At 62.3% G+C, this 20301-nt stretch carries 20 protein-coding genes; 14 read left to right on the top strand and 6 right to left on the bottom strand.

From position 1 onward, the window contains the following. Nucleotides 1-480 precede the first annotated feature (480 nt). From ACSQ84_RS21260 to ACSQ84_RS21240, 5 genes are all read left to right on the top strand, one after another. The gene (locus ACSQ84_RS21260) at nucleotides 481-2316 is read left to right on the top strand and encodes a caspase family protein (RefSeq protein WP_436213667.1); all 1836 of its coding nucleotides are present in this window, start codon (nucleotides 481-483) and stop codon (nucleotides 2314-2316) included. Nucleotides 2317-2324: 8 nt separating this feature from the next. Then, nucleotides 2325-4052: a caspase family protein gene (locus ACSQ84_RS21255; protein WP_436213666.1), complete on the top strand. Its 1728-nt coding sequence runs from the start codon at nucleotides 2325-2327 to the stop codon at nucleotides 4050-4052. A 552-nt stretch (nucleotides 4053-4604) separates the two neighbouring features. Beyond that, the gene (locus ACSQ84_RS21250) at nucleotides 4605-4841 is read left to right on the top strand and encodes a hypothetical protein (protein ID WP_436213647.1); all 237 of its coding nucleotides are present in this window, start codon (nucleotides 4605-4607) and stop codon (nucleotides 4839-4841) included. Between the two features lie 47 nt (nucleotides 4842-4888). After that, the gene (locus ACSQ84_RS21245) at nucleotides 4889-5068 is read left to right on the top strand and encodes a hypothetical protein (protein ID WP_436213646.1); all 180 of its coding nucleotides are present in this window, start codon (nucleotides 4889-4891) and stop codon (nucleotides 5066-5068) included. A 193-nt stretch (nucleotides 5069-5261) separates the two neighbouring features. After that, complete coding sequence (locus ACSQ84_RS21240) at nucleotides 5262-5441, top strand: hypothetical protein (RefSeq protein ID WP_436213665.1); 180 nt, start codon at nucleotides 5262-5264, stop codon at nucleotides 5439-5441. A gap of 21 nt (nucleotides 5442-5462) precedes the next feature. Here the strand turns inward: ACSQ84_RS21240 and ACSQ84_RS21235 are convergent, their stop codons facing one another. After that, nucleotides 5463-6320: a LysR family transcriptional regulator gene (locus ACSQ84_RS21235; protein WP_436213645.1), complete on the bottom strand. Its 858-nt coding sequence runs from the start codon at nucleotides 6318-6320 to the stop codon at nucleotides 5463-5465. Nucleotides 6321-6417: 97 nt separating this feature from the next. Between ACSQ84_RS21235 and ACSQ84_RS21230 the strand changes: the two genes are divergently transcribed. Together ACSQ84_RS21230 and ACSQ84_RS21225 are read left to right on the top strand one after the other, a co-directional pair. After that, nucleotides 6418-6795 (top strand): tautomerase family protein, encoded by a 378-nt coding sequence (locus ACSQ84_RS21230; protein ID WP_436213644.1) that lies wholly within the window; start codon nucleotides 6418-6420, stop codon nucleotides 6793-6795. A 111-nt stretch (nucleotides 6796-6906) separates the two neighbouring features. Next, on the top strand, nucleotides 6907-7242 hold the full coding sequence (locus tag ACSQ84_RS21225; protein WP_436213643.1) for a hypothetical protein: 336 nt from the start codon (nucleotides 6907-6909) through the stop codon (nucleotides 7240-7242). 114 nt (nucleotides 7243-7356) lie between these two features. Here the strand turns inward: ACSQ84_RS21225 and ACSQ84_RS21220 are convergent, their stop codons facing one another. Then, entirely contained in the window at nucleotides 7357-7707 is a 351-nt protein-coding gene (locus tag ACSQ84_RS21220; RefSeq protein WP_436213642.1) for a hypothetical protein, read from the bottom strand. Nucleotides 7708-7949: 242 nt separating this feature from the next. Here ACSQ84_RS21220 and ACSQ84_RS21215 point away from each other — a divergent pair, with 242 nt between their 5' ends. Further along, a complete protein-coding gene (locus tag ACSQ84_RS21215) occupies nucleotides 7950-8510 on the top strand; it encodes a type 1 glutamine amidotransferase domain-containing protein (RefSeq protein ID WP_436213641.1) in 561 nt (186 codons plus the stop codon). 12 nt (nucleotides 8511-8522) lie between these two features. Further along, nucleotides 8523-8963 (top strand): PPC domain-containing DNA-binding protein, encoded by a 441-nt coding sequence (locus ACSQ84_RS21210; RefSeq protein ID WP_436213640.1) that lies wholly within the window; start codon nucleotides 8523-8525, stop codon nucleotides 8961-8963. Between the two features lie 67 nt (nucleotides 8964-9030). Here ACSQ84_RS21210 and ACSQ84_RS21205 read toward each other — a convergent pair whose 3' ends face one another. Further along, entirely contained in the window at nucleotides 9031-9444 is a 414-nt protein-coding gene (locus ACSQ84_RS21205) for a hypothetical protein (protein ID WP_436213639.1), read from the bottom strand. 68 nt (nucleotides 9445-9512) lie between these two features. Between ACSQ84_RS21205 and ACSQ84_RS21200 the strand changes: the two genes are divergently transcribed. From ACSQ84_RS21200 to ACSQ84_RS21190, 3 genes are all read left to right on the top strand, one after another. Further along, nucleotides 9513-10085 (top strand): hypothetical protein, encoded by a 573-nt coding sequence (locus ACSQ84_RS21200; RefSeq protein WP_436213638.1) that lies wholly within the window; start codon nucleotides 9513-9515, stop codon nucleotides 10083-10085. Nucleotides 10086-10183: 98 nt separating this feature from the next. After that, a complete protein-coding gene (locus ACSQ84_RS21195) occupies nucleotides 10184-12904 on the top strand; it encodes a bifunctional diguanylate cyclase/phosphodiesterase (protein ID WP_436213637.1) in 2721 nt (906 codons plus the stop codon). A 131-nt stretch (nucleotides 12905-13035) separates the two neighbouring features. Next, nucleotides 13036-13707 carry an imm11 family protein gene (locus tag ACSQ84_RS21190; RefSeq protein WP_436213636.1) on the top strand — a complete coding sequence of 224 codons (672 nt, stop codon included), beginning with the start codon at nucleotides 13036-13038 and terminating at the stop codon, nucleotides 13705-13707. A gap of 89 nt (nucleotides 13708-13796) precedes the next feature. Here ACSQ84_RS21190 and ACSQ84_RS21185 read toward each other — a convergent pair whose 3' ends face one another. From ACSQ84_RS21185 to ACSQ84_RS21175, 3 genes are all read right to left on the bottom strand, one after another. Next, entirely contained in the window at nucleotides 13797-16253 is a 2457-nt protein-coding gene (locus ACSQ84_RS21185; RefSeq protein WP_436213635.1) for a PAS domain-containing protein, read from the bottom strand. Nucleotides 16254-16330: 77 nt separating this feature from the next. After that, entirely contained in the window at nucleotides 16331-17098 is a 768-nt protein-coding gene (locus tag ACSQ84_RS21180) for a thermonuclease family protein (protein WP_436213634.1), read from the bottom strand. Between the two features lie 80 nt (nucleotides 17099-17178). After that, nucleotides 17179-17739, bottom strand: a complete 561-nt coding sequence (locus ACSQ84_RS21175; RefSeq protein ID WP_436213633.1) for an HD domain-containing protein — start codon at nucleotides 17737-17739, stop codon at nucleotides 17179-17181. Nucleotides 17740-17885: 146 nt separating this feature from the next. Here ACSQ84_RS21175 and ACSQ84_RS21170 point away from each other — a divergent pair, with 146 nt between their 5' ends. Continuing rightward, a complete protein-coding gene (locus ACSQ84_RS21170) occupies nucleotides 17886-18095 on the top strand; it encodes a hypothetical protein (protein ID WP_436213632.1) in 210 nt (69 codons plus the stop codon). A 148-nt stretch (nucleotides 18096-18243) separates the two neighbouring features. After that, nucleotides 18244-20259 (top strand): acetyl-CoA carboxylase biotin carboxylase subunit, encoded by a 2016-nt coding sequence (locus ACSQ84_RS21165; RefSeq protein WP_436213631.1) that lies wholly within the window; start codon nucleotides 18244-18246, stop codon nucleotides 20257-20259. The last annotated feature ends 42 nt before the right edge of the window (nucleotides 20260-20301 follow it).

The raw sequence follows: 20301 nt of genomic DNA, 5'->3' as shown, positions 1-20301 counted from the left end.
CCTCCAGGTGCATTGACGCCAGCACCGCGACGTCAGGACCACACGCCTTCGCCGTACGCTCTCGTGCCGTTCGTTATCGGCGCTGCCAGCGTCCACCGCGACCCGTCCCAACGATCGTGACGATCATGATACGCCCCTCTGGCGGGACGGGATGGGCGAAGATATAAACTGATTTTCACTTCCGGAAAAGCGAAATATTTTTTATTTCGGGGCTTGACACGATTTCCGACAATCAGAACTGATTTGCCCGTCGGCCATTTTGTCGCAGGGCGACGGGCAATGGCTACCCCACAAGGGTTAGGCTCCAAACCGATTGTCGCCTTACAGGCGCGCGTAGTAAGGCTTTTCCTTGAATCCTGGTCGGCCCGAACTACCATGACGGGATTGCAAACGGAGCTTTTTTACCGATTCTTGGCCTTTTTGGATCGATGATCGAGCGCCACACCGGATTGAGGGATCGTGACGCGCGCGCTTCGCAAGATTGTCCTGTCGCTGCTGCTGCTGGCGGGGCCGTGCCTGGGCGCAAGCCCGGCGCTCGCGGAGAAGCGGGTTGCGCTGATTATCGGCAACTCGAGCTACGAAAAGGTCGCGCGGCTCGGTAATCCGGCCAACGATGCGGCGCTGGTGTCCGAGACCTTGAAGGCCGCGGGTTTTGACAGCGTCGAGATGCGCCGCGACCTGAAGCTTGGCGACATGCGGCGCGCGCTGCGCGACTTCGTCGACAAGTCGCGCGAGGCCGATGTCGCCGTGATCTATTTTGCCGGGCATGGCATCGAAGTCGATGGCACCAATTATCTCATTCCGGTGGACGCCGTGCTGGAACGCGACGTCGACATTTTCGACGAAGCCCTCTCGCTCGAACGGGTTCTGGTATCGGTCGAGCCGGCCAGGCAAATGCGGCTGGTCATCCTCGATGCCTGCCGGGACAATCCGTTCACGCGGTCGATGAAGCGGACGGCGGCGTCCCGCGCGGTTGGCCGAGGGCTGGCGCGAATCGAGACCACGAGCCCGAACACGCTGATCGCGTTCGCTACCAAACCCGGCTCGACCGCATCGGATGGGGACGGCAAGAACAGCCCGTTCGCGACGGCACTCGTCAAACACGTTATCAAGCCAGGACTCGATATTCGCAAGGCGTTCGGCTACGTGCGCGACGACGTGTTGAAATCTACCGGCAACCGGCAGGAACCCTATGTCTCCGCTTCGCTCGGGGGCGACGACGTGCCGCTGGTTCCGACAAAGCCCGTCGTGTCCGCCCCGGTCGATCAGGACGCGCCGATGCGGCGCGATTACGATTATGCCCTGCAAGTCAACTCGAAGGCCGTATGGGATGCCTTCATAGAAAAGCACCCGTCGGGATTCTACACGGCGCTCGCCAAAGCGCAGCGGGACAAGCTCGCGGCAGAAGCCGCGCGGGTCGAAGCCACGAACAAGGCAAAGGCAGCCCAGGAAGAGCAAGCCCGGCTCGCGGCCGAGGGAGCCAGAGCGGCCGAGCAAGCGAAGGCCGCAGAACAGGCCAAGGCTGCCGAAAAGGCACGGCTCGCGGCGGAAGCGGCCAAAAAAGCCGAAGAAGCCAAAGTTGCCGAAGCCGAACGCGTCAAGGCTGCGGCACAGGCCAAGGCAGCGGAAAAGGAAGCTGAGCGTGTCAAGGCGGCCGAAGCCGTCAACGCCGCGAGAGCGGCGAAGCTGGCGGCCGAACTACAAGCCAGGGAAGAAAAGGCTGCCGCTGAACAGAAGGCCAAGGAAGAAAGGGTTGCAGCGTTGAATCCAACGGCCGACAAGTCCGACCAGCAGACGACGGTCGATCTTCCGCGTTCACTACAATCCGAATTGCGCCGCGTCGGCTGCAACACCGGTGCTGTGGACGGCAACTGGAATGCGGCATCGCAGCGCTCGCTCGATCTGTTCAACAAGCACGCTGGCGTGAAACTCGACGTGAAGGTCGCCAGCGTTGATGCTCTGGATGCGGTCAAGAGCAAGACGACGCGCGTTTGCCCGCTGATCTGCGATCACGGGTTCAGGGCTGATGGTGAACGTTGCGCCAAGGTCACCTGCCGCGCGGGCTATCGGATCAATGACGAGAATGAGTGCGAAAAGGTTTTTGGGAAGAAGCCAGTCGCGAAGCGTGACGACCCGAGTCCAGAACGCGACGCCGAACGCAAGCGGGTAGAGTCGGCGCCGTCGAAGCCGCAGTCGTCAGGACAAATTGTTTGCGGCCAAGGTGGTTGCAGGCCGGTAGCCAGGGGATGCAGGTTGGAAGCAGGCAGAGTAGGTGGACCCAATCTGCCGGGAGCATCTGTCGAAGTGTGCAATTGAGAATGGCTATGCGCGTATTGCTAAGCATCGGTTTGACGGTCGGGCTCATTTGCCTGGCTGGCCAACCCGCGTTGGCTGACAAGCGCGTGGCGCTGGTGATTGGCAATTCATCGTACCGGAACGTCGCCAAGCTCAGTAACCCCGCCAACGATGCGGCGGCTGTTGCCGCGATGTTCAAGTCGGCAGGCTTTAACACGGTCGAGTCCAGGCTGAACCTGACCGTCGGCGAGTTGCGCAAGACGCTGCGCGATTTCGGCAACAAGAGCCGTGACGCGGATGTCGCCGTTATCTATTTCGCCGGCCACGGCATCGAGCTCGACGGCACCAACTATCTCATCCCGGTCGACGCGACGCTCGAGACCGATACGGATGTTCTGGACGAGGCGCTGTCGCTGGATCGGGTGCTGGTTGCGGTCGAGCCGGCCAAGCAATTGCGGCTGGTCATCCTCGATGCCTGCCGGGATAACCCGTTTGCAAAAAACATGAAGCGGACGACCGCGTCACGCGCGGTCGGTCGCGGCCTCGCCAGGGTCGAACCGTCAAGCCCGAATACCATGATCGCGTTTGCGGCTAAAGCCGGTTCAACCGCATCTGACGGCGACTCGAAGAACAGTCCCTTTGCCGCCGCGCTGGTCAATCACCTCGCCAAGCCCGGCCTTGATCTTCGCAAGGCGTTCGGCTTCGTGCGCGACGATGTCTTGAAGGCAACCAATAACGCGCAAGAGCCTTTCGTCTATGGCTCGTTGGGCGGCAACGACGTGACGCTGGTGCCTGCCGCGCCTGTCGCGTCTGCGCCGGTCGATCAGGACGCCACGATGCGGCGCGACTATGAATTCGCCGATCGGGTCGGGACAAAGCCGGTGTGGGAAGCCTTCATCGAGAAATATCCGTCCGGCTTCTTTACCGCACTCGCCAAAGCGCAGCGTGACAAGCTCGCAGCAGAAGCCGCGCGGGTCGAGGCGACAAACAAGGCAAAGGCAGCGCAGGAAGAGCAGCCGCGCCTTGCAGCCGAGGGCACCAAGCAGGTCGAACAGGCCAAGGCGGCCGCCCAAGCCAAGGCTGCAGAAGATGCAAGGCTTGCCGCTGAAAAGGCCAAGCAGATCCAGCTGGAGAAGGAAGTTGCGGCTGAGCAGGCGCGAACGGTGGCCGAGAAACTGGCTGCCGAAAAGCTGGCCGCCGAAAAGCTGGTCGCGGAGCTGCCATCCGGTACTGCTCTGTCGCCATCTGAATTAGTTACATCCCTGCAATTTGAATTGCGTCGGGTTGGTTGTCTTGCGACGCTACCGAATGGCGAATGGAGCGTAGCTTCGCAACGTTCCTTGACCCTGTTCAACAAATATGCCGGCACAAAATTCGATGTGAAGCTGGCCAGCGCAGATGCGTTCGATGCGATCAAGACGAAGCGGGGGCGCGTTTGCCCGCTGATCTGCGATCACGGGTTCAACGCCGATGGCGATCGCTGCTCAAAGATTACATGTCGTGCCGGTTACAAAGTCGGTGACGACAACACTTGCGAAAAGATCGAAGTGAAGAAGCCGATGGCAAAGCGCGATGAGCAAAAGCGGGATCGAGCAGAGCGTGCCAAGGCGGAACCGGAGCGGGGCAAGCCGCAGGCGTCCGGTCAGGTCCTTTGTGATCATCAAGGGTGTCGGCCGGCAAAAAAAGGATGCACAATTGTACATGGAAACGCCGCCATAGGGGGGGTCTCCGGCTCTTCGCGCGAAGTATGCAATTAGACGATGCTCGCCGAGTTCCTGAATCCGGTCATGAAATTGAATCATTGAGAACGCGAGACCGGAGGCTACGCGTGCTGGGCGGGTTGCGTTAGTGTAACTCGCCATCGCGTATACGATCTAAGACAAATTACGTTGACGGTAAACTGCGATACAAATCAGACGCCGCGCGAGCCTCTAAGTTTAGCGGGAACCATTGACCATTGAGTTTAGGCGGGTGTAGGGCGGGTTCTCTTTAACCCGCCATCCAGCAATCAAGCGGCGGGTTAAAGCGAACGCGCCCTACGAGGCCCTTTAATTCCCTCTCCGGCACCCCATATAGAGCGGATGGCACAATGGAAAGCATCTGTCGCGAAGCAACCGTCGATGACCAAGGCTGAATTGCGGCTGATGCTCACCGAGGCGGTCCGCAACACCGAGTCCGGCGCGGATCAAAAGCCGAAACGCTCCCCGAAGGTCGAGAACGAGCAGTCCTAACTGGCCGCCCGTCGATATATCCGCGACAGTCGCGGTCGATCCGAATAGCCTGACCCAAGAATTTCACAGGAATAACCTATGCGGCTGGTTGCCAAACCCACCGAACAAGAAATCCTCGAGGGGCCGCAAGCGGTATCCTTTCAGATCGCGAACGGGAATGTGCGGCAGCGTTGCATTCTGCAAACCGATCTTCCGACGCAGTCGCTGGCCCAGAAATATCTGCTCACCAATTGGCTCATTGTCGAACGGATGGCGCGTGAGGCTCTCGCGGCTGGAATCCCTGACGATGGTCAAATCAAACTCGCCATGGTCTAAGCGGCCCGTTCATCAGTAACGTCGGTTTTGGTCTACAGGGAATAGTCATGCTCAAGGATCGCGAGAATATCCTGAATGCGCTTCGCGAGAAGCCGCTCAAGGTCTACGAGATCATGAAGCGCGCCAACCTGCCGAATGAGGAGGCCTGCCAGTCGCTGCTGCTGAAAATGCGCGACGAAGGCCTGGTGAAATTCGACATTCATAAGGGCCGATGGCTCATCCCGTGATCGCGCACGCGGCGTGCCGCGTCGGCTGAAGACGGTAAGTTCAAACCTCCACATCTGCATCTGTGCTGCGTTTGTTCGCGCACCGAAACCCGCGTGCAAAAAGGATTCGCGCGCCGTCAAGAATTGACGGCATCGCGCGCCGGTGCATCATCCCGGCATGTTCGGTTTCTTCAAAGGCTGTCGTCTCGCCCGCATGAGCAGCGGGCGCTATTGCCTTGTGCGGGATCTCGGCCTGGTCAAGGGCGGCAAGGGCATGCGGCACCACGAGGTGGTGATCGCCTTCAGCGCCCGCGAACTGCTGAGGTGGTTGCGTCGGCCGTCGGCGAAGCAATTTGAGGCGGAGGCGAGGTCGCGCGCCGGCGTCACTCCGTAAAGCTACGGGCGTTGGCGCGCATTACCCGCGCACCGCGCTCCTGAAGGCCGCCGAAAGCGCTGTGAGCGCATCGCGCGGCCGGCCGTCCCTGACCCTCGAGTGAAGCAGAACCGGCAAGCGCGGCAAATCGGGAAGCCCGAGCCTCGGGCCGACGTCAACGGCGCCAAACGACAGCATGCGCGGTGCCAATGCCGCAACGCCGATCCCGGCCATGACGGCCGCCGCGACCGCTGACACACCGCCGCCGACGAAAATTTCGGTCCAGGGCACGCCGGCCGCATCGAGCAGCCGCCCAGCCATCGCACGCACGCCGCAGGGCTCGGCCATCGTGGCCACCGGAAGCGGCTCGCCCGCGCGATGCTGCCAGCCTGGCGCTGCGAACCAGCCGAACTTTTCTTCGGTCAGAATTTCGCCGTCGCTGCGGCCGACTTCAAAGCGGACGATCACCGAGTCGAGTTCGCGCCGGTCGAAGCTTTGCAGCAGGTCGCCCGACGATCCGATCCGGATTTCGATCAACAGATGCGGGTCCTGCACGTTCATGCGCGCGATCAGTGCGGGCAACTCCGGCCCCGCAACATGGTCGCTGATGCCGATGGTGAGGCGCTGCCGGGCTCCGGCAAATACCGCGAGCGCGCGATCGTGTACCGCCAGCAGTTCGCGGGCGTGTTCGAGGAAGGCGGCGCCCTGCGCTGAAAGCTGCACGTAGCGGGGCGTCCGATCGATCAGCCGGCAGCCGAACCGCGCTTCGAGCCGCTTCAGCTTCAGGCTGACCGCGGCCTGCGTCGTTCCCATGGCTTCAGCCGCGCGCGTGAAGCTGCCAAGCTCGGCGATGCGGACGAAGGCCCTGACGGCATCGAGGTCGAGGGGGAGGTCGGTCATTTCCAAGCATTATATCTGATATGCATATCTATTGCATATCAAAATAATCAGGTGGCATCTATTGGTTCAGCCAGGACAGAATGGAAAGGGACTCGCGATGCCGCTGCTTCACATCTCACTGCGCGCCGGAAAGCCGGAAGCCTACCGTCAGGCGATCTTCGATAGTCTCTATCGCGCGATGCGCGAGGCGTTGAACGTGCCCGAAGACGACCAGTTCATGACCATCACCGAGCATGACGCCGCGAACTTCCGTACCGGTAATGCCTACGGCGTCAACCGGAGTGCAGACGTCGTGTACATCCAGATCACCGTGTTCAACACCCGCACCGCGGAACAGAAGAAAGCGCTGTTTCGGCGGACCGCTGAGTTGCTCGGCGAAAACCCCGGTATACGGCCCGAGGACGTGTTCGTGACTGTTCTCGACGCTGCGAAGGAGAATTGGTCCGTCGGCAATGGCCTCGCGCAGTTTGCGTGAGGACAGATTTGTTACAGCGGTTCGGAACCGTCTCGCGTGCAGCCGGAACCCTCCGACTCAGATCTTTGATCGGCTCGACCGGAAACATTGCTGCTTCCGCGCCGTTCTCTGTTGAAGGAGGCCGTCATGAGCACCTTCAGAGAGAAAGCAGAGGCCCAAACCGAGCAGGTGATTGGACAGATGCTCGGCGACGAATTGCTGGTGCGAGAAGGCCAGGCGCGGTTGCGGAAAGCGGAAATGGAATCTGATCCCTCCGAGCCAACCAAGAATCAAACCGACAATCAATCCAACGATCAAACCAGGAATCGACCCAATGAAAAGGCCAAGGGTCCGGATCAGGGCATCGTCCGCGATGAGCGCGGACAGGAGCAGCCAAAGGACAAGGCGCGCGCCCAGCAGGTGAGCCGGGTGAACAGAGGCGGCGACCCGCCCGGCAAGAAAGTCTAGCTGCAAGCCGCGAGATTGTTTGGCGGCAGAGCCATCAGCTGCAACAAGTCCAGCAGCGACAAAAGAGGGGGCGGCCTTCGGGCCGCCCCCTCTCCATGTCAGGCGCTATTTGCGCTACTGACAGATGTGCCGGCGCCCGTCCTCGCCGATGAACGTGGTTCCGGGCTGACAGACGAAGCCGTTGTTGTAATCGCCATAATAACGCTGGCCGTAATAGCGGTCGTTATAGGCGTAGGTATCGTAACGGAACGGCGCGGTCGCGATTGCGCCCGCCGTGCCGATCGCGCCGCCAACTACGCCGGCGGCTACTTCGCCCGGCCAGAAGCCGGGATGGCGGTGATAGGTGCGTGCCGCATCCTGCTGTTGACGAACGACCGTGGACCTCGCGTGGGGATCCTGCGCCACTGCAGGCGCTGCGATCGCCGTGGAAAGAACAGCGGCTACGGTCAAGAGCTTCAAGTTCATTCGCTGTCTCCATGGTAGTGACGCCGGGCCAACCAACAGCGAAAGCGACCGTTCCGGAATTGTGAGACGTTCGCTTCAAACGGATGTGAGGTTTCAGTTCCTGTTCCGCGCGGAGCCGGAGCGACGACGATCCGAAACAGGAACCGTTTCATGCAAAATCGGTTGAGCAATTGTTTTCCAATCGAACATCGCCGCGTTCAATGGCGTTCAATTGGAAGCGCGCATTCTTCAAGGAGAGTCCAATGGATCTGAAGGGCAAGAAGATCGCGATTTTGGCCACCCATGGTTTCGAGCAATCGGAACTCGAAGGGCCGCGCGAACAGCTCAAGAAGGCCGGCGCCAGCGTCGATGTGGTTTCATTGGCGGCCGGCGAAATCAAGGGATGGGACAAGAAGGATTGGGGGCGGCCGGTCAAGGTCGACAAGACGCTCGATCAGGTTTCCGCCTCCGAATACGATGCGGTCGTGCTGCCGGGCGGACAGATCAACCCCGATCTGCTTCGCGTTGAACCGAAGGCACTCAAGTTCATCAAGGACATCTTCGACGCCCAGAAGATCGTCGCGGCGATCTGCCATGGGCCGTGGTTGCTGGTCGAAACAGGAATCGCCAAGGGCCGCAAGATGACGTCCTACAAATCGATCAAGACCGACGTCGCCAATGCCGGGGCGAAGTGGGAGGATTCGGAAGTGGTGGTCGATCAGGGCGTGATCACGTCGCGCAATCCCGGCGATCTCCATGCCTTCAGCGCCAAGGTCATCGAGGAGGTGAAGGAAGGCCGCCACACCCGACGCAGCGCGGCGTGAGGAGGGTGCGGGATGAAAAACAAGCTTGTTTCCGACGACCGCGGCGGGCAAATCCACGTCGTCATTCTGGATAGCGGCGAAGAAGCGTTCGCGGCGCTGACGCGGTTTGCGAACGAGGCAAAAATTACGGCGGCGTCGGTCTCGGCGATCGGCGCCTTCGAAAAGGCTGTGGTCGGCTGGTTCGATTTCGCGACGAAGACCTACAGGAAGATCGAGGTCAACCAACAATGCGAAGTCCTGAGCGCGCTCGGCGACGTTGCCGTCGGCGATGACGGCAAGGCCAGCCTTCACATCCACGCCGTGCTCGGACTATCCGATGGATCGACGCGGGGCGGGCATCTGCTGGCGGGCACGGTGCGGCCCACGCTCGAGGTGGTCCTGACCGAAGTGCCCGACCGGCTGCGGCGGAAGAAGCGGGCGGATCTGGGCATCGCGCTCATCGACATCGGCTGATCGGCGCTTCGAAGCGACTGGGCGACGATTCGAGCAGGTCTTCCGACCGTCGAGAGGTCAGCCGGTTCTATTTCCCCGTATCGGCTTCCAGGCAATGGATCACGAACGCGGCACGCTCGCGCGGCATCACCTTTTCAAGGTTCGCCTTGTTGGCGCAGTCGCGCTGCTTGATCTGTTCGGCACGGCGCTTTTCGGCCGCCTCGCGGAATTCCGGGGCAACGCTGGCCGGATCGACCAGTTTTTGCGCAGACGCGGGCAGGGCAATCGCGATTGAAAACAGCGCGGCAGGAATGAAATGCCTCATCCAAAACCTCGTCGGTAAAAACCGCACCGTATCAAAAGCCGGCCCGCACCGATACCGCATCCTTCGATTGGCCGGCCGGCGGACGACGCCGTCGCGCGGCAGGCGCCACCCACGGTGAGCGTGCGCCGACGTCGCGCAGAATGCGTCGTGGGCAACGCGCATTCTCAGGTGGTGCAAGTGCGCGCCGCGCAAATGTTTGCCGCCGGGCCCAGGCCGTAAGCAAACGTTTAGCCGCCGCCTGTAAAATGCTGGTGATCACCTTGTGTATTAACCCGCGGTTAATCATGCGCCTGCTGCCGATGAGCCCCGACAAGCCTTGGCGTTCGATCAAGGCTCAATGGAAGAAGGACGCCGAAAGCGTCGGCGAGGATTTTTCCACGTTTGCGAACGGAAGCTACGCCGCGTTCGACGCCCTGACCAAGGACGGCGACAACCCGACCCTGTATTGCCTTTCGGACGGTGAGAAGATTCACGCGGCCTGCCAGGTCAGCCGCCTGATGATGAGCAAATTTCCAACCCCGATTCTGCGCGCGCGCTTTGTCGTCGTCTCGCCGCTCTACGAACTCGGGGTGGCTCCCGCCGGCCAATACGCGCAGACCATGGTCGCCCTGTTCTCCGGGATCGTATGGTTGTCGCGGGACACGCTGTCGGCGGGCCATATCCGGTTCTTCCTCAAGAGCCCCGGCGATGCGCAATTCTTCGCCGCACTGCAGGTCGTAACAGAGCTTTCGCCGTTCTCGGCGTTTGCGATCGACGGGGCCTTGATCGAGTGCTCCTTGAAAGAGGCGGAAGTTCCAGAAGCAGCGGAAATGGCCTGATCCGCGAAGGCGCGTCTTAACCTTGCGATAACTGATTTTGCTAACGCTCCCTTCGGTTGTGTTCCCTTACAAAAGCGACTGTGGGGGGCGAGGCGAAAATGCCGGCTAGTTCATCTGAGGGCGTCATCGCGGGGAGCATGCTGCGGCCGATAACCGGCGCGCCGTCGCGGATTCGTCTGGGCGTGGTGCAGTGGCTCATTCTGTGCGCCGCGGCGATGGTGATCGCGATCATGCTCGGCACCGGCTATTTCGCGCTGCAGTTCCGCGAGCGTGCGCTCGAAGTCGCCGAACGCGAACTCAACAACACGGCGCTGTTGCTGTCGCGGCATTTCGACCAGCAGCTCAGCGATCTCCAGCATGTGCATGACGACGTCCTCGGCTATGTCAGGGCCAACGGGGTCAACACCGCGGACGAATTCGAACGGAAGATGTCGACACTGAGCGCGCACGAGATGGTGCGCGCCAGGCTTGCGACGTTGCCGCATGTCGGCGCCCTCAACCTGTTCAATGCCAAGGGCTGGCTGATCAATACCTCCCAGATGTGGCCGGTCGGGGACGTGAACATTGCCGACCGGCGCTACTTCAAGGAATTCACCTCGGGAAAGCCGACTCCCGACGTGATCGTCGAGCCGGTCGTCAGCAAGGTCACGAAGGTCTGGACCACGGTGTTCGCGCGCAAGATCGTCAACCGCGATAGCGAGATCATCGGTTTTGCCAGCCGCGGCGTCGAGCCGGCGCATTTCGAGGATTTTGTCGGCTCGCTGGCGCTGGACGGCGATACCGCGATTTCGATGATCCACCGTGACGGCACCATCATCGCCCGCTATCCGAAAGACGCCAGACTGGTCGGCGTGAGCGTCGCCAAGTCGCCGTCGTTTCAGCGGGCGCTCGCGCTCAACGGCAACATCTCGGGACGCTTCACCAGCTCATCGCAAAACGAGGACAAGGTCGGCGCGGTCCGCTCGCTGGTGAACTTTCCGATCCTGATCGTCGCGACCACCAGGACCGAGACCGCGCTGGCCGACTGGCGGGCGCAGACCAAGCTGCAGTTTTGCGCGGCGGCGCTCGCGATCGTGGTCGTCGTCGCCATGATCTTCCTGATCGTGCGCCAGCTGCGCCGCCAGCATGCGGCGGCCCAGCACAAGCTGTCGGAAAAGACCCAGCAGCTCGGCACCGCCATCAACAACATGACCCAGGGTCTGCTGCTGTTCGATGCCTCGGCCCGTCTGGTGATCTGCAACCAGCAATATATCGACATGTTCGGCTTGTCGCCGGAGATCGCCAGGCCCGGTTGCCATCTGCGCGATCTGGTGCTGCATCGTCAGCAGCGCGGAAGCTTCGTCGGCGACGTCGATGCCTACTGCGCGCGATTTCTCGATCCCACGGACGACGGCGTTGGCAACACCGAGACGATGACACCCGACGGACGCACGATCCAGCTGATCTATCAGCGCTCGCCCGATGGCGGCTGGGCGACCACGCTGGAAGACGTGACGGAGCGGCGGCGCGTCCAGGCCAGGATCCAGCATCTCGCCCATTACGACGCGCTGACCAATCTGCCGAACCGCACGCTGTTCCAGCGCCATGCCGAGGCGCTGCTCGGGGAAGCCGACATCGTGCCGTTCGCGATCCTCTACATCGACATCGACGAATTCAAGCGCATCAACGATTCGCTCGGGCATCTGATCGGCGATGAATTCCTCAAGGGCGTCGCGGACCGGCTGCGCCAGTCGGTCGGGCCCGACGACTTCATCGCCCGCCTCGGCGGCGATGAGTTCGCCGTCGTGCAGCGCGGCGTCACCTGCGACGATGACGTCAGCATTCTGGTGGCGCGGATCTACGATCGGTTGCGCACGCCGTTCGATTGCAACGGCCATCGCCTCTCCGGCGACGCCAGCATCGGGGTTGCCATCGCGCCGCGGCATGGCACCGATCTGTTCGGGCTTTTGAAGAGCGCCGATCTGGCGATGTACGCGGCAAAGGCGGCGGGCCGCCGGACCTATCGCTTCTTCGAACCGGCGATGGAAAAGCAGGCCAACCTCCGCCGCGAGCTCGAGAGCGACATGCGCGCGGCGCTGGTCGATGGCGGGTTCGAGCTGCACTACCAGCCGCTGGTCGATTTGCGCAACGACGAGGTCAGGGGCTGCGAGGCGCTGCTGCGCTGGCGACATCCGCTGCGCGGCATGGTTTCGCCCGCCGATTTCATTCCGGTAGCCGAGGATACCGGCCTGATCGAGGAGATCGGGCAGTGGGTGTTACGGACCGCCTGCGCCGAAGCCGCGAGCTGGCCGGCGCACGTGCGCATCGCCGTCAACGTTTCGCCGGTCCAGTTCCGCTCGCAGTCGCTGTCGCTGAAGGTCGCCGCGGTCCTCGCCGAGACCGGGCTCGATCCGCGCCGGCTGGAGCTCGAGATCACCGAGGCGGTCTTGATCGCGGACGATGACGCCGCGCTTGTTGCGCTCAATCAATTGCGCGCGCTCGGGGTTCACATCGCGCTCGATGATTTCGGCACCGGCTATTCCTCGCTGCAATATCTGCAGCGCTTCCCGTTCGACAAGATCAAGATCGACCGCAGCTTCGTCAAGGAAGTCACCCGCAATTCAAGCTCGGCCTCCATCATCAAGGCGGTGGTGAGCATCGCCGCCGACCGCAACATGATCACCACGGCCGAAGGCGTCGAGACCTTGCGGCAGCGCGAAACCGTGCAGAATCTCGGCTGCACGCAGATGCAGGGATATCTGTTCAGCGCGGCGCGCCCGGCCCACGAAATCCGCGCGCTGCTGGCCGCATGCCCGGCCGCGGTCGAGGCTGCGGCGTAACGGGCGCTGCCGACTTCTCAAGGTGGAAATTTGCAGGTACGCCGTGACGAACACAGCACTGTACGGGATATTCATCCGGAAGATGATTTCATGGGCCGCGACGACCGGACGATGTTCGTGGGGAGGGCCGCATGAGAGTCTGGTTCAGCGGCGTGATGGGCAATTACCTCATCGGCAACAAACAAGGGCTTCGTCACAAATTCTACGGAAAAGACTGGGCCCCAGCGCAACACATACTGGCTCCGCTGGACGAAAAGGCCTTCGCTGCAATGGAGCGGCACGCGGCAGGCTACCCGCTGGAGCGTTCGGACCTTCCGGAGGCATCCGCGGTCTTCGACAAAAAGTGCTTTAGCCGTGTCCGGGACCTGTTTGTCGTCGGAGGGATCTTCGTTGTCAGGGAGCGGCTGGCTGAAGTGTTTGCGCGCTTCGACCTTGGCGATGGCGGCTTGGTTCCGTTGACGATTTACCAGGAGGATTTGACAACGCCGGTCCAAGGAAAGTTTTACTTCCTGAATTTGGGCGCCAGAAAGAGAAGCGTGCTGCCCAGCGAAAGCAAGAACGTCAAGTTGGTCGCTTCGAATAGCACGACCGGCATCGAGATCTGGAAAGTAAACCCCTGGGCCGAGGATGGCGATGTCGCTCTTTCCGAGGCAGCGTTGGGCGGCGCTGACCTATGGGTCGAGGAGATCGCCCGCGACGGGCTTTTCATGAGCGAGGCGTTGGCCGCCGCATTGCGTGAAGCGAAATTCAAGACCGATTACTTCGAGCTTAAAGAGTGCCGGATTGTCGATAAGACGCGGTGAGCGGTTCGGTAAACGCTCATGACAGTCAGACATCAGGCGCCGCCTACCCAATCTATACCGCATTTAGATATCGATGGGTTGGATACCAGTTACAGCCGCGCGTCTGAAATCGCCTTCCGCAGGATGCGCGACAGCAATTCGACCGAGTAGGGTTTCTGGATCAGCTCGAAGCCGCGATGGGCGTTTTCCGCCAGCACGTTGCTATAACCGCTGGTCAGCACCACCGGCAGCCCCGGATAACGCTCGCGAATGATTCCGGCAAGCTCGACCCCGTTCATGCCGGGCATGATGACGTCGGAGAACACGAGATCGGCGGCGAACTCGTCCTCGGCGAGGATCGCCAGCGCGGTGTCGGCGTTGTCGGCGCGGCGCACCATGTAGCCGAGATCCTCCAACAGCTCGGTAGAGAACTGCCCGACATCGTCATTGTCCTCGACCACCAGAACGCGGTAGCCGCGCCCGCGCGCGGCGGGCTCCTGGCCGGCCGCCGCGGCTTCCGCCGCCTCCGCCGGCGGCATCGCAGCCTGCGGCAGGTAGATGGTGAAGGTCGCGCCCTGTCCGGGCTGGCTGACGACCGCGATATCGCCGCCGGATTGTTTGGCAAAGCCGAAGGCCTGGCTGAGGCCGAGCCCGGTTCCCTTGCCGACTTCCTTGGTGGTGAAGAACGGTTCGAAGATCGCCTCGAGGTGCTCGGCAGTGATGCCGACGCCGGTGTCGGTCATGGCGATGGCGACGAAGTCGCCGCTGCGCGCGGTCTGGGCCCGCAGGGCAGGGATGGCACGCGCCTTCCTGACGCTGATGGCGAGCCGGCCTTCGCCGTCCATGGCGTCGCGGGCGTTGACCGCGAGATTGATCAGGGCGGTTTCGAACTGCGCGATGTCGGCGATCGCAAAGCAGTCCGGCGCGGAAATATCGACCTCGATCCTGATCCGGGGGCCGACGAGCGGGCGGACCAGCTGGGCCACGGCTTCGACCTGGGCGCCGACGTCGAACACCTGGGGCTTGAGCGGCTGCCGGCGGGCAAACGCCAGCAATTGCGCGGTCAGTTTCGAGGCGCGTTCCACCGTATCGGAAATCGCATCGATGTAACGGCGGCGGCGCTCGTCCGGCAGGTCGCGGCGGCGCAGGAAATCGGTGGCGGAGCGGATGATGGTCAAAAGATTGTTGAAATCGTGCGCGACACCGCCGGTCAATTGGCCCACGGCTTCCATCTTCTGCGCCTGCCGCAGCACTTCCTCACCCTGGCGGCGCTCGGTGATGTCGATGGCTTCGGGCACCGCGCCGATCACCACGCCATGCTGGTCGCGCAGCGGGCGCATCGCAAAATCGAAGTAGCGCTCGCCGATCGGCAGTTGCAGCCGCATCTCGGTCTTCACCTCGCCACCATTCATGACCTCGATAAAGGCATCGCGAACGGCGTCGCGCATGCCGTCGGTGGCGCTGAACCAAGGCGTCTCCCAGAATGGCCGGCCGACCACGTCGGCGGCTTCGGCGCAGATGCCCGTCAGCGACGTCTTGTTCGCATAGAGCATATCGCCGTGCTGGTTGAGCAGCCCCTGATACTGATGGCTGCTCTCGATGATCGCGCGCATCTGGGCTTCATTGGATTCCAGTTGCGCGGTCCGCTCCGCGATCCGCAATTCGAGAATGTCGTTGAGCCGGCGCAAATCGCGCTCGGCCTGCTTGGCCGCGGTGATGTCGTGGGCGACGCCGATGAAGCCGATGTGGTTGCCGTTCGGGTCCCAGCGCGGCTGGGATTCCGACCGCAGCCAGCGCCATTGCCCGTCGGCGCGCTTGTAGCGGGCCTCCAGCACGAACGGTTTCAGCGAGGCTTCGCCGGCGATCGATTCCTGCACGATGCGGGCCTGGTCGTCCGGATGCAGCACCTTGCGCCAGTCGAACGCAATCGCCTGCTCGAACGGCAACCCGAGGAAATCGACATAGGCCTGGTTGGCGAAGGAGCGCGTGCGGTCGAGCTTGGTGACCCAGATCGGGACCGGGGCGCTGTCCGCGATCAGGCGGAAGCGCTCCTCGCTTTCGCGCAGCGTTTCCCGGGCCAGCATTTGATCCGACACGTCGAGATCGGCACCGACCAGGCGCAATGCGCGGCGGTCGCGGCCGCGCTCGATCTTGGCAACGACGCGGATCCATCGGATTTCGCCGTCATTCGGCCGGATGATGCGGTATTCGGCCGTATAGTCTTCGCTCTCGCTCCGCAGCACGCCGAACAGATGCTTGATCGTTCGCTCACGGTCTTCGGGGTGGATTCGACTGACCCAATCCCCATAGGTCTCGTTGGCCGCCTCAGGCGGCAGCCCGTGAACAAGGAGATATTCCGGCGAGCGGCGGTTCTTGACGCCGTCGCGAAAATCGATTTCGAGTCCGCCGACACGGGCTATTCGCTGGATCCGCGCCAGCTCCGCCTCGCGTTCCTGCAGCTCGCGATGCGCCCGGTCGCGCTCACGCGCGATTTCCTCCAGATGCTGCCGCAGCCTTTCGGCCGCTTCGGTCTCGGGGAGAAGGTTGGGACGATCCGGAGGGGTCATGCGCGCGCCTGCAGCCTCCCGCGCAGTGTCACATGAGATGCGAGGGCTTTGCCAGCATCATTTGCCTTCCTTTTCCCTTACTTGGTCTTGGCGGGCGACCGGCAATTATAGGCTCTGCGGAATCCGCCGGCCTGCGCGTCGTCCTCGGAACAAAACCAGCGGTCCGGATTGGCCAGCCCCGGATAGCTGCGGCATGCCTGCAAATGATAGATGCCGAGATTGCCGGTGACGCGGGCGCGGACCGCGAACTTGCCCTTGATGTTGCAGCCGGACGGCATCACAAAATCCTCGGGGAATATCACCTGGCGAATCTGGCGGTCGCGGTCGGCGCGGCATGCGGCGCCCAGCAGCGTGCCATCCTTGTTGCCAAGCCGGAACTCTCGCGGTGTAACGAAGCAGCCTTTCCAGAGTCCCTGACGGTCCTCTTTGGCGCGGGCCTCGTCGGTCTTGAAACGCCCGGTTGCAGAAGCGTCGACATTCAGGGCCAAGCCCTGGCGGACCAGCAACTGGCTGATGCTGGTGGTCTCGCCCTCGACCTTGCACACGCCGAGGCGTCGTTTTTTGGAAATGGGGTCGGCGCCCAGATCGTCGCAGCGGACCTGGCGGCCGCCGATCAGTTTCGTCAGTTGATCGCGCGCCTCGATGCCGCAGGTCCAGGCGTCGGCGTGCTCGTCGATGCAGAGCTGATCGAATGTCGGGGCGTCGATACCGTCGAGCCGGTAGGTGATGTTGCCCAGTTGAAGCGTGCCGCCATCTCTGACGGTCGCTGTAGCGGCCCAAACCCGGGACGCCGAAAGAGATGCCAATAACAGCGCAATAATCAGAAGAACAACCCGTGACCGCATGTGTCTCACTTCAAATGTGTTTCCTATCCGCGATGACCTTCTAGCACATGCTGCCGTCCGCAAACCAAGTGCTGTCAGCGCTACGAGGCGCCACTATTCTTCAGTGAAGCAATTTCTCTCGCCATATTTGCGCGAGCGCGCCGGTCGTATCGCGTTGCAAAATCGGGATCGGGGAAGATGACCGGCCTGGCAATGAAGCGCCTCAGCACCTCGGACCGCCCGGACCGATAGGCTATATCCGGGACATGGGAAAATTCCTTCCGGATCGACGCGGCGTAGGCGTCGTACCGGTCCGGTTCGGCCCCCAAAATGCTGAGGTCGATCGAAATCAGGATCGCGCCGAGGCGATCGCCGGGAGCGACGTTGTGTGACTTGGTGAGGCGGATCAGCCTTCCGACTTCTTCGCGGATATCCGCCGGCACGGCCTGCTCGGCAAGCCGTGCGCTCTGTTCTTCATTGTCCGATTTAGTGGCGTCGTAGACGGCGTCATGCCACCAGATCGCCTGAACGAGCAGATCACGCTCGGCCGCGCCAAGGCTATCGACGGACGACAACTTTTCCAGGCAATCCTCGATATGCGCCAGATCGTGATAGTGGCGACCCGGAGCCGAATAGGCGGCGATCAATGCGTCGTTGGCCATCCCAAAGATGTAATGCAAATGACGATGCGGCGAAAATGGCCGAGGCGACTTTCGGCTCAGTCGGGGACATCGCGTCATGCACTTGCATATTCATTGACTTCGTGAGAACAAAATAAGAACATGGTCCTCCGCCGCGAGATCAGTCGATGTCCTCTTCCTCCCATCCAGCCACCGAACCGAATGACGAGCTGGAAACGGCGGTGGATCAGGCCATTTCGGCCTGCGGCGGGGATCTGCGCGCGACCATCCGGGCGCTGATCGTGGCCAACGAATATCTGGAATCGGAGGTCGGCGAGCTGATGAAAGCGGTTTCGCACGCCTATGCGCGCGGCCGGTTTCAGAGCTATTCTGGCTGATTGGCCGTTGAGGGCCGTGGGCGGCGAAGGCGACCTCAAACTGGACCGTTGCCTCGGTCGATTTTTGCTGTACGACGGGTTTGTTAGCCGCGTCCCCGCATGTCACATTGCGGGTGAGGATCCCGCCCGAAGCTCAAGCAAGAAGCACATGTTCAAACGAATTCTGATCGCAAATCGCGGCGAGATCGCCTGCCGGGTCATCAAGACTGCGCGGCGCATGGGGATCGAAACGGTAGCCGTGTATTCCGAGGCCGACCGCGACGCGGTCCATGTCGAAATGGCCGATGAGGCGGTGCTGATCGGCCCGCCGGCTGCGTCCGAGAGCTATCTGGTGATCGAGAAGATCGTCGAGGCCTGCCGCAAGACGGGCGCCCAGGCCGTGCATCCCGGCTACGGCTTCCTGTCCGAGCGCGAATCCTTTCCGCGCGCGCTGGCTGAGGCTGGGGTCGTCTTCATCGGGCCCAACCCCGGCGCCATCGCCGCGATGGGCGACAAGATCGAATCCAAGAAGGCCGCCGCGAAAGCAAAAGTCTCGACGGTGCCGGGGCATCTCGGCGTCATCGAGGACGAAAAGCATGCGGTGAAGATCGCCGACGAGATCGGCTATCCCGTGATGATCAAGGCGTCCGCCGGCGGCGGCGGCAAGGGCATGCGCATCGCGCATTCGAAGTCGGAAGTCGCCGAAGGTTTCAATCTCGCCAAGGCAGAGGCCAAATCCTCGTTCGGCGACGACCGCGTCTTCATCGAGAAATTCATCGTCGATCCCCGCCACATCGAAATCCAGGTGCTCGGCGACAAGCACGGCAACGTGATTCATCTCGGCGAACGCGAATGCTCGATCCAGCGCCGCAACCAGAAGGTCATCGAGGAGGCGCCGTCGCCGCTGCTCGACGAGACCACCCGCCGCAAGATGGGCGAGCAGGCGGTCGCGCTGGCCAAAGCCGTGAATTATGATTCCGCCGGCACGGTGGAATTCGTCGCCGGCCAGGACAAGAGCTTCTACTTCCTGGAAATGAACACCCGCCTGCAGGTCGAGCACCCCGTCACCGAACTGATCACCGGCATCGATCTGGTCGAGCAGATGATCCGCTCCGCCGCCGGTGAGAAGCTGTCGCTCGCGCAGAAGGATGTCACCTTGACCGGCTGGGCGGTGGAATCGCGCGTCTATGCCGAAGATCCGTTCCGCAATTTCCTCCCCTCGATCGGCCGGCTGGTGAAATACCGGCCGCCCGCGGAAATGAGCCTTGACGGCATCACGGTTCGCAACGACACCGGCGTGCAGGAAGGCGGCGAGATCTCGATCCACTACGATCCGATGATCGCCAAGCTGGTGACGCATGCGCCGTCGCGGGCGGCCGCGATCGAGGCGCAGTCGGCGGCGCTGGATTCGTTTTACATCGACGGCATCCGCCACAACATTCCGTTCCTGTCGGCGCTGATGAGCCATCCGCGCTGGCGCGAGGGTAATTTGTCCACCGGCTTCATCGCCGAGGAGTTCCCGAAGGGGTTTGCAGCGCGGCCGCCGGAAGGCGAGATCGCGCGGCGGCTGGCGGCGGTGGGGGCGGCGATCGACCACGTGCTTGGCGAACGCAAGCGGCAGATTTCCGGCCAGCTGACCGGCCGGCTGGTGCAGCGCGAGCGCCGCCGCGCGGTGTGGCTCGACCGCGAGGAAATCGCGCTCGACGTCGCGCGCGAGGCCGACGGCATCGCGGTGCGCTTCATCGGCGCCGACGATCTGCCGGGCAATCCGCATCAACTGGTCTCGAGCTGGACGCCGGGCGTGCCGGTCTGGCAGGGTACCATCGACGGCTATTACGTGGCGATGCAGGTACGCGCGATCCCGAACGGCATCCGCCTCGCGCATCAGGGCTTTGAAGTCCCGGTCAATGTCTTCACCGAGAGCGAGGCCGCCGCGGCGCGACTGATGCCGGTGACATCGGCGGCCGATACCGGCAAGAAATTGCTGTGTCCGATGCCCGGCCTCGTGGTCTCGATCGCGGTTGCCGAAGGCCAGGAGGTCAAGGCCGGCGAAACGCTGGCCGTGGTCGAGGCGATGAAGATGCAGAACGTGCTGCGCGCCGAGCGCGACGGCACCGTGAAGAAGATCCACGCCGCCGCCGGCGGAACGCTGGCGGTGGACGCGCTTATTTTGGAGTTTGCGTAAGTACCGTCATTCCGGGGCGATGCGAAGCATCGAACCCGGAAT

Origin of the sequence: Bradyrhizobium sp. LjRoot220, from assembly GCF_964252915.1 — a bacterium.
Lineage (GTDB): Bacteria > Pseudomonadota > Alphaproteobacteria > Rhizobiales > Xanthobacteraceae > Bradyrhizobium.
Note: the sequence above shows the minus strand (reverse complement) of the source record. Positions and strands in the feature narration are given on the sequence as shown.

What these genes read in the sequence shown, in the direction of transcription:
- ACSQ84_RS21235 (WP_436213645.1), bottom strand. Translation starts at nt 6,320, where the DNA reads ATGACCGACCTCCCCCTCGACCTCGATGCCGTCAGGGCCTTCGTCCGC.
- ACSQ84_RS21190 (WP_436213636.1), top strand. Translation starts at nt 13,036, where the DNA reads ATGAGAGTCTGGTTCAGCGGCGTGATGGGCAATTACCTCATCGGCAAC.
- ACSQ84_RS21175 (WP_436213633.1), bottom strand. Translation starts at nt 17,739, where the DNA reads ATGGCCAACGACGCATTGATCGCCGCCTATTCGGCTCCGGGTCGCCAC.
- ACSQ84_RS21220 (WP_436213642.1), bottom strand. Translation starts at nt 7,707, where the DNA reads ATGAACTTGAAGCTCTTGACCGTAGCCGCTGTTCTTTCCACGGCGATC.
- ACSQ84_RS21165 (WP_436213631.1), top strand. Translation starts at nt 18,244, where the DNA reads ATGTTCAAACGAATTCTGATCGCAAATCGCGGCGAGATCGCCTGCCGG.
- ACSQ84_RS21250 (WP_436213647.1), top strand. Translation starts at nt 4,605, where the DNA reads ATGCGGCTGGTTGCCAAACCCACCGAACAAGAAATCCTCGAGGGGCCG.
- ACSQ84_RS21195 (WP_436213637.1), top strand. Translation starts at nt 10,184, where the DNA reads ATGCCGGCTAGTTCATCTGAGGGCGTCATCGCGGGGAGCATGCTGCGG.
- ACSQ84_RS21245 (WP_436213646.1), top strand. Translation starts at nt 4,889, where the DNA reads ATGCTCAAGGATCGCGAGAATATCCTGAATGCGCTTCGCGAGAAGCCG.
- ACSQ84_RS21185 (WP_436213635.1), bottom strand. Translation starts at nt 16,253, where the DNA reads ATGACCCCTCCGGATCGTCCCAACCTTCTCCCCGAGACCGAAGCGGCC.
- ACSQ84_RS21200 (WP_436213638.1), top strand. Translation starts at nt 9,513, where the DNA reads ATGCTGGTGATCACCTTGTGTATTAACCCGCGGTTAATCATGCGCCTG.
- ACSQ84_RS21210 (WP_436213640.1), top strand. Translation starts at nt 8,523, where the DNA reads ATGAAAAACAAGCTTGTTTCCGACGACCGCGGCGGGCAAATCCACGTC.
- ACSQ84_RS21180 (WP_436213634.1), bottom strand. Translation starts at nt 17,098, where the DNA reads ATGCGGTCACGGGTTGTTCTTCTGATTATTGCGCTGTTATTGGCATCT.
- ACSQ84_RS21240 (WP_436213665.1), top strand. Translation starts at nt 5,262, where the DNA reads ATGAGCAGCGGGCGCTATTGCCTTGTGCGGGATCTCGGCCTGGTCAAG.
- ACSQ84_RS21215 (WP_436213641.1), top strand. Translation starts at nt 7,950, where the DNA reads ATGGATCTGAAGGGCAAGAAGATCGCGATTTTGGCCACCCATGGTTTC.
- ACSQ84_RS21170 (WP_436213632.1), top strand. Translation starts at nt 17,886, where the DNA reads ATGTCCTCTTCCTCCCATCCAGCCACCGAACCGAATGACGAGCTGGAA.
- ACSQ84_RS21255 (WP_436213666.1), top strand. Translation starts at nt 2,325, where the DNA reads ATGCGCGTATTGCTAAGCATCGGTTTGACGGTCGGGCTCATTTGCCTG.
- ACSQ84_RS21230 (WP_436213644.1), top strand. Translation starts at nt 6,418, where the DNA reads ATGCCGCTGCTTCACATCTCACTGCGCGCCGGAAAGCCGGAAGCCTAC.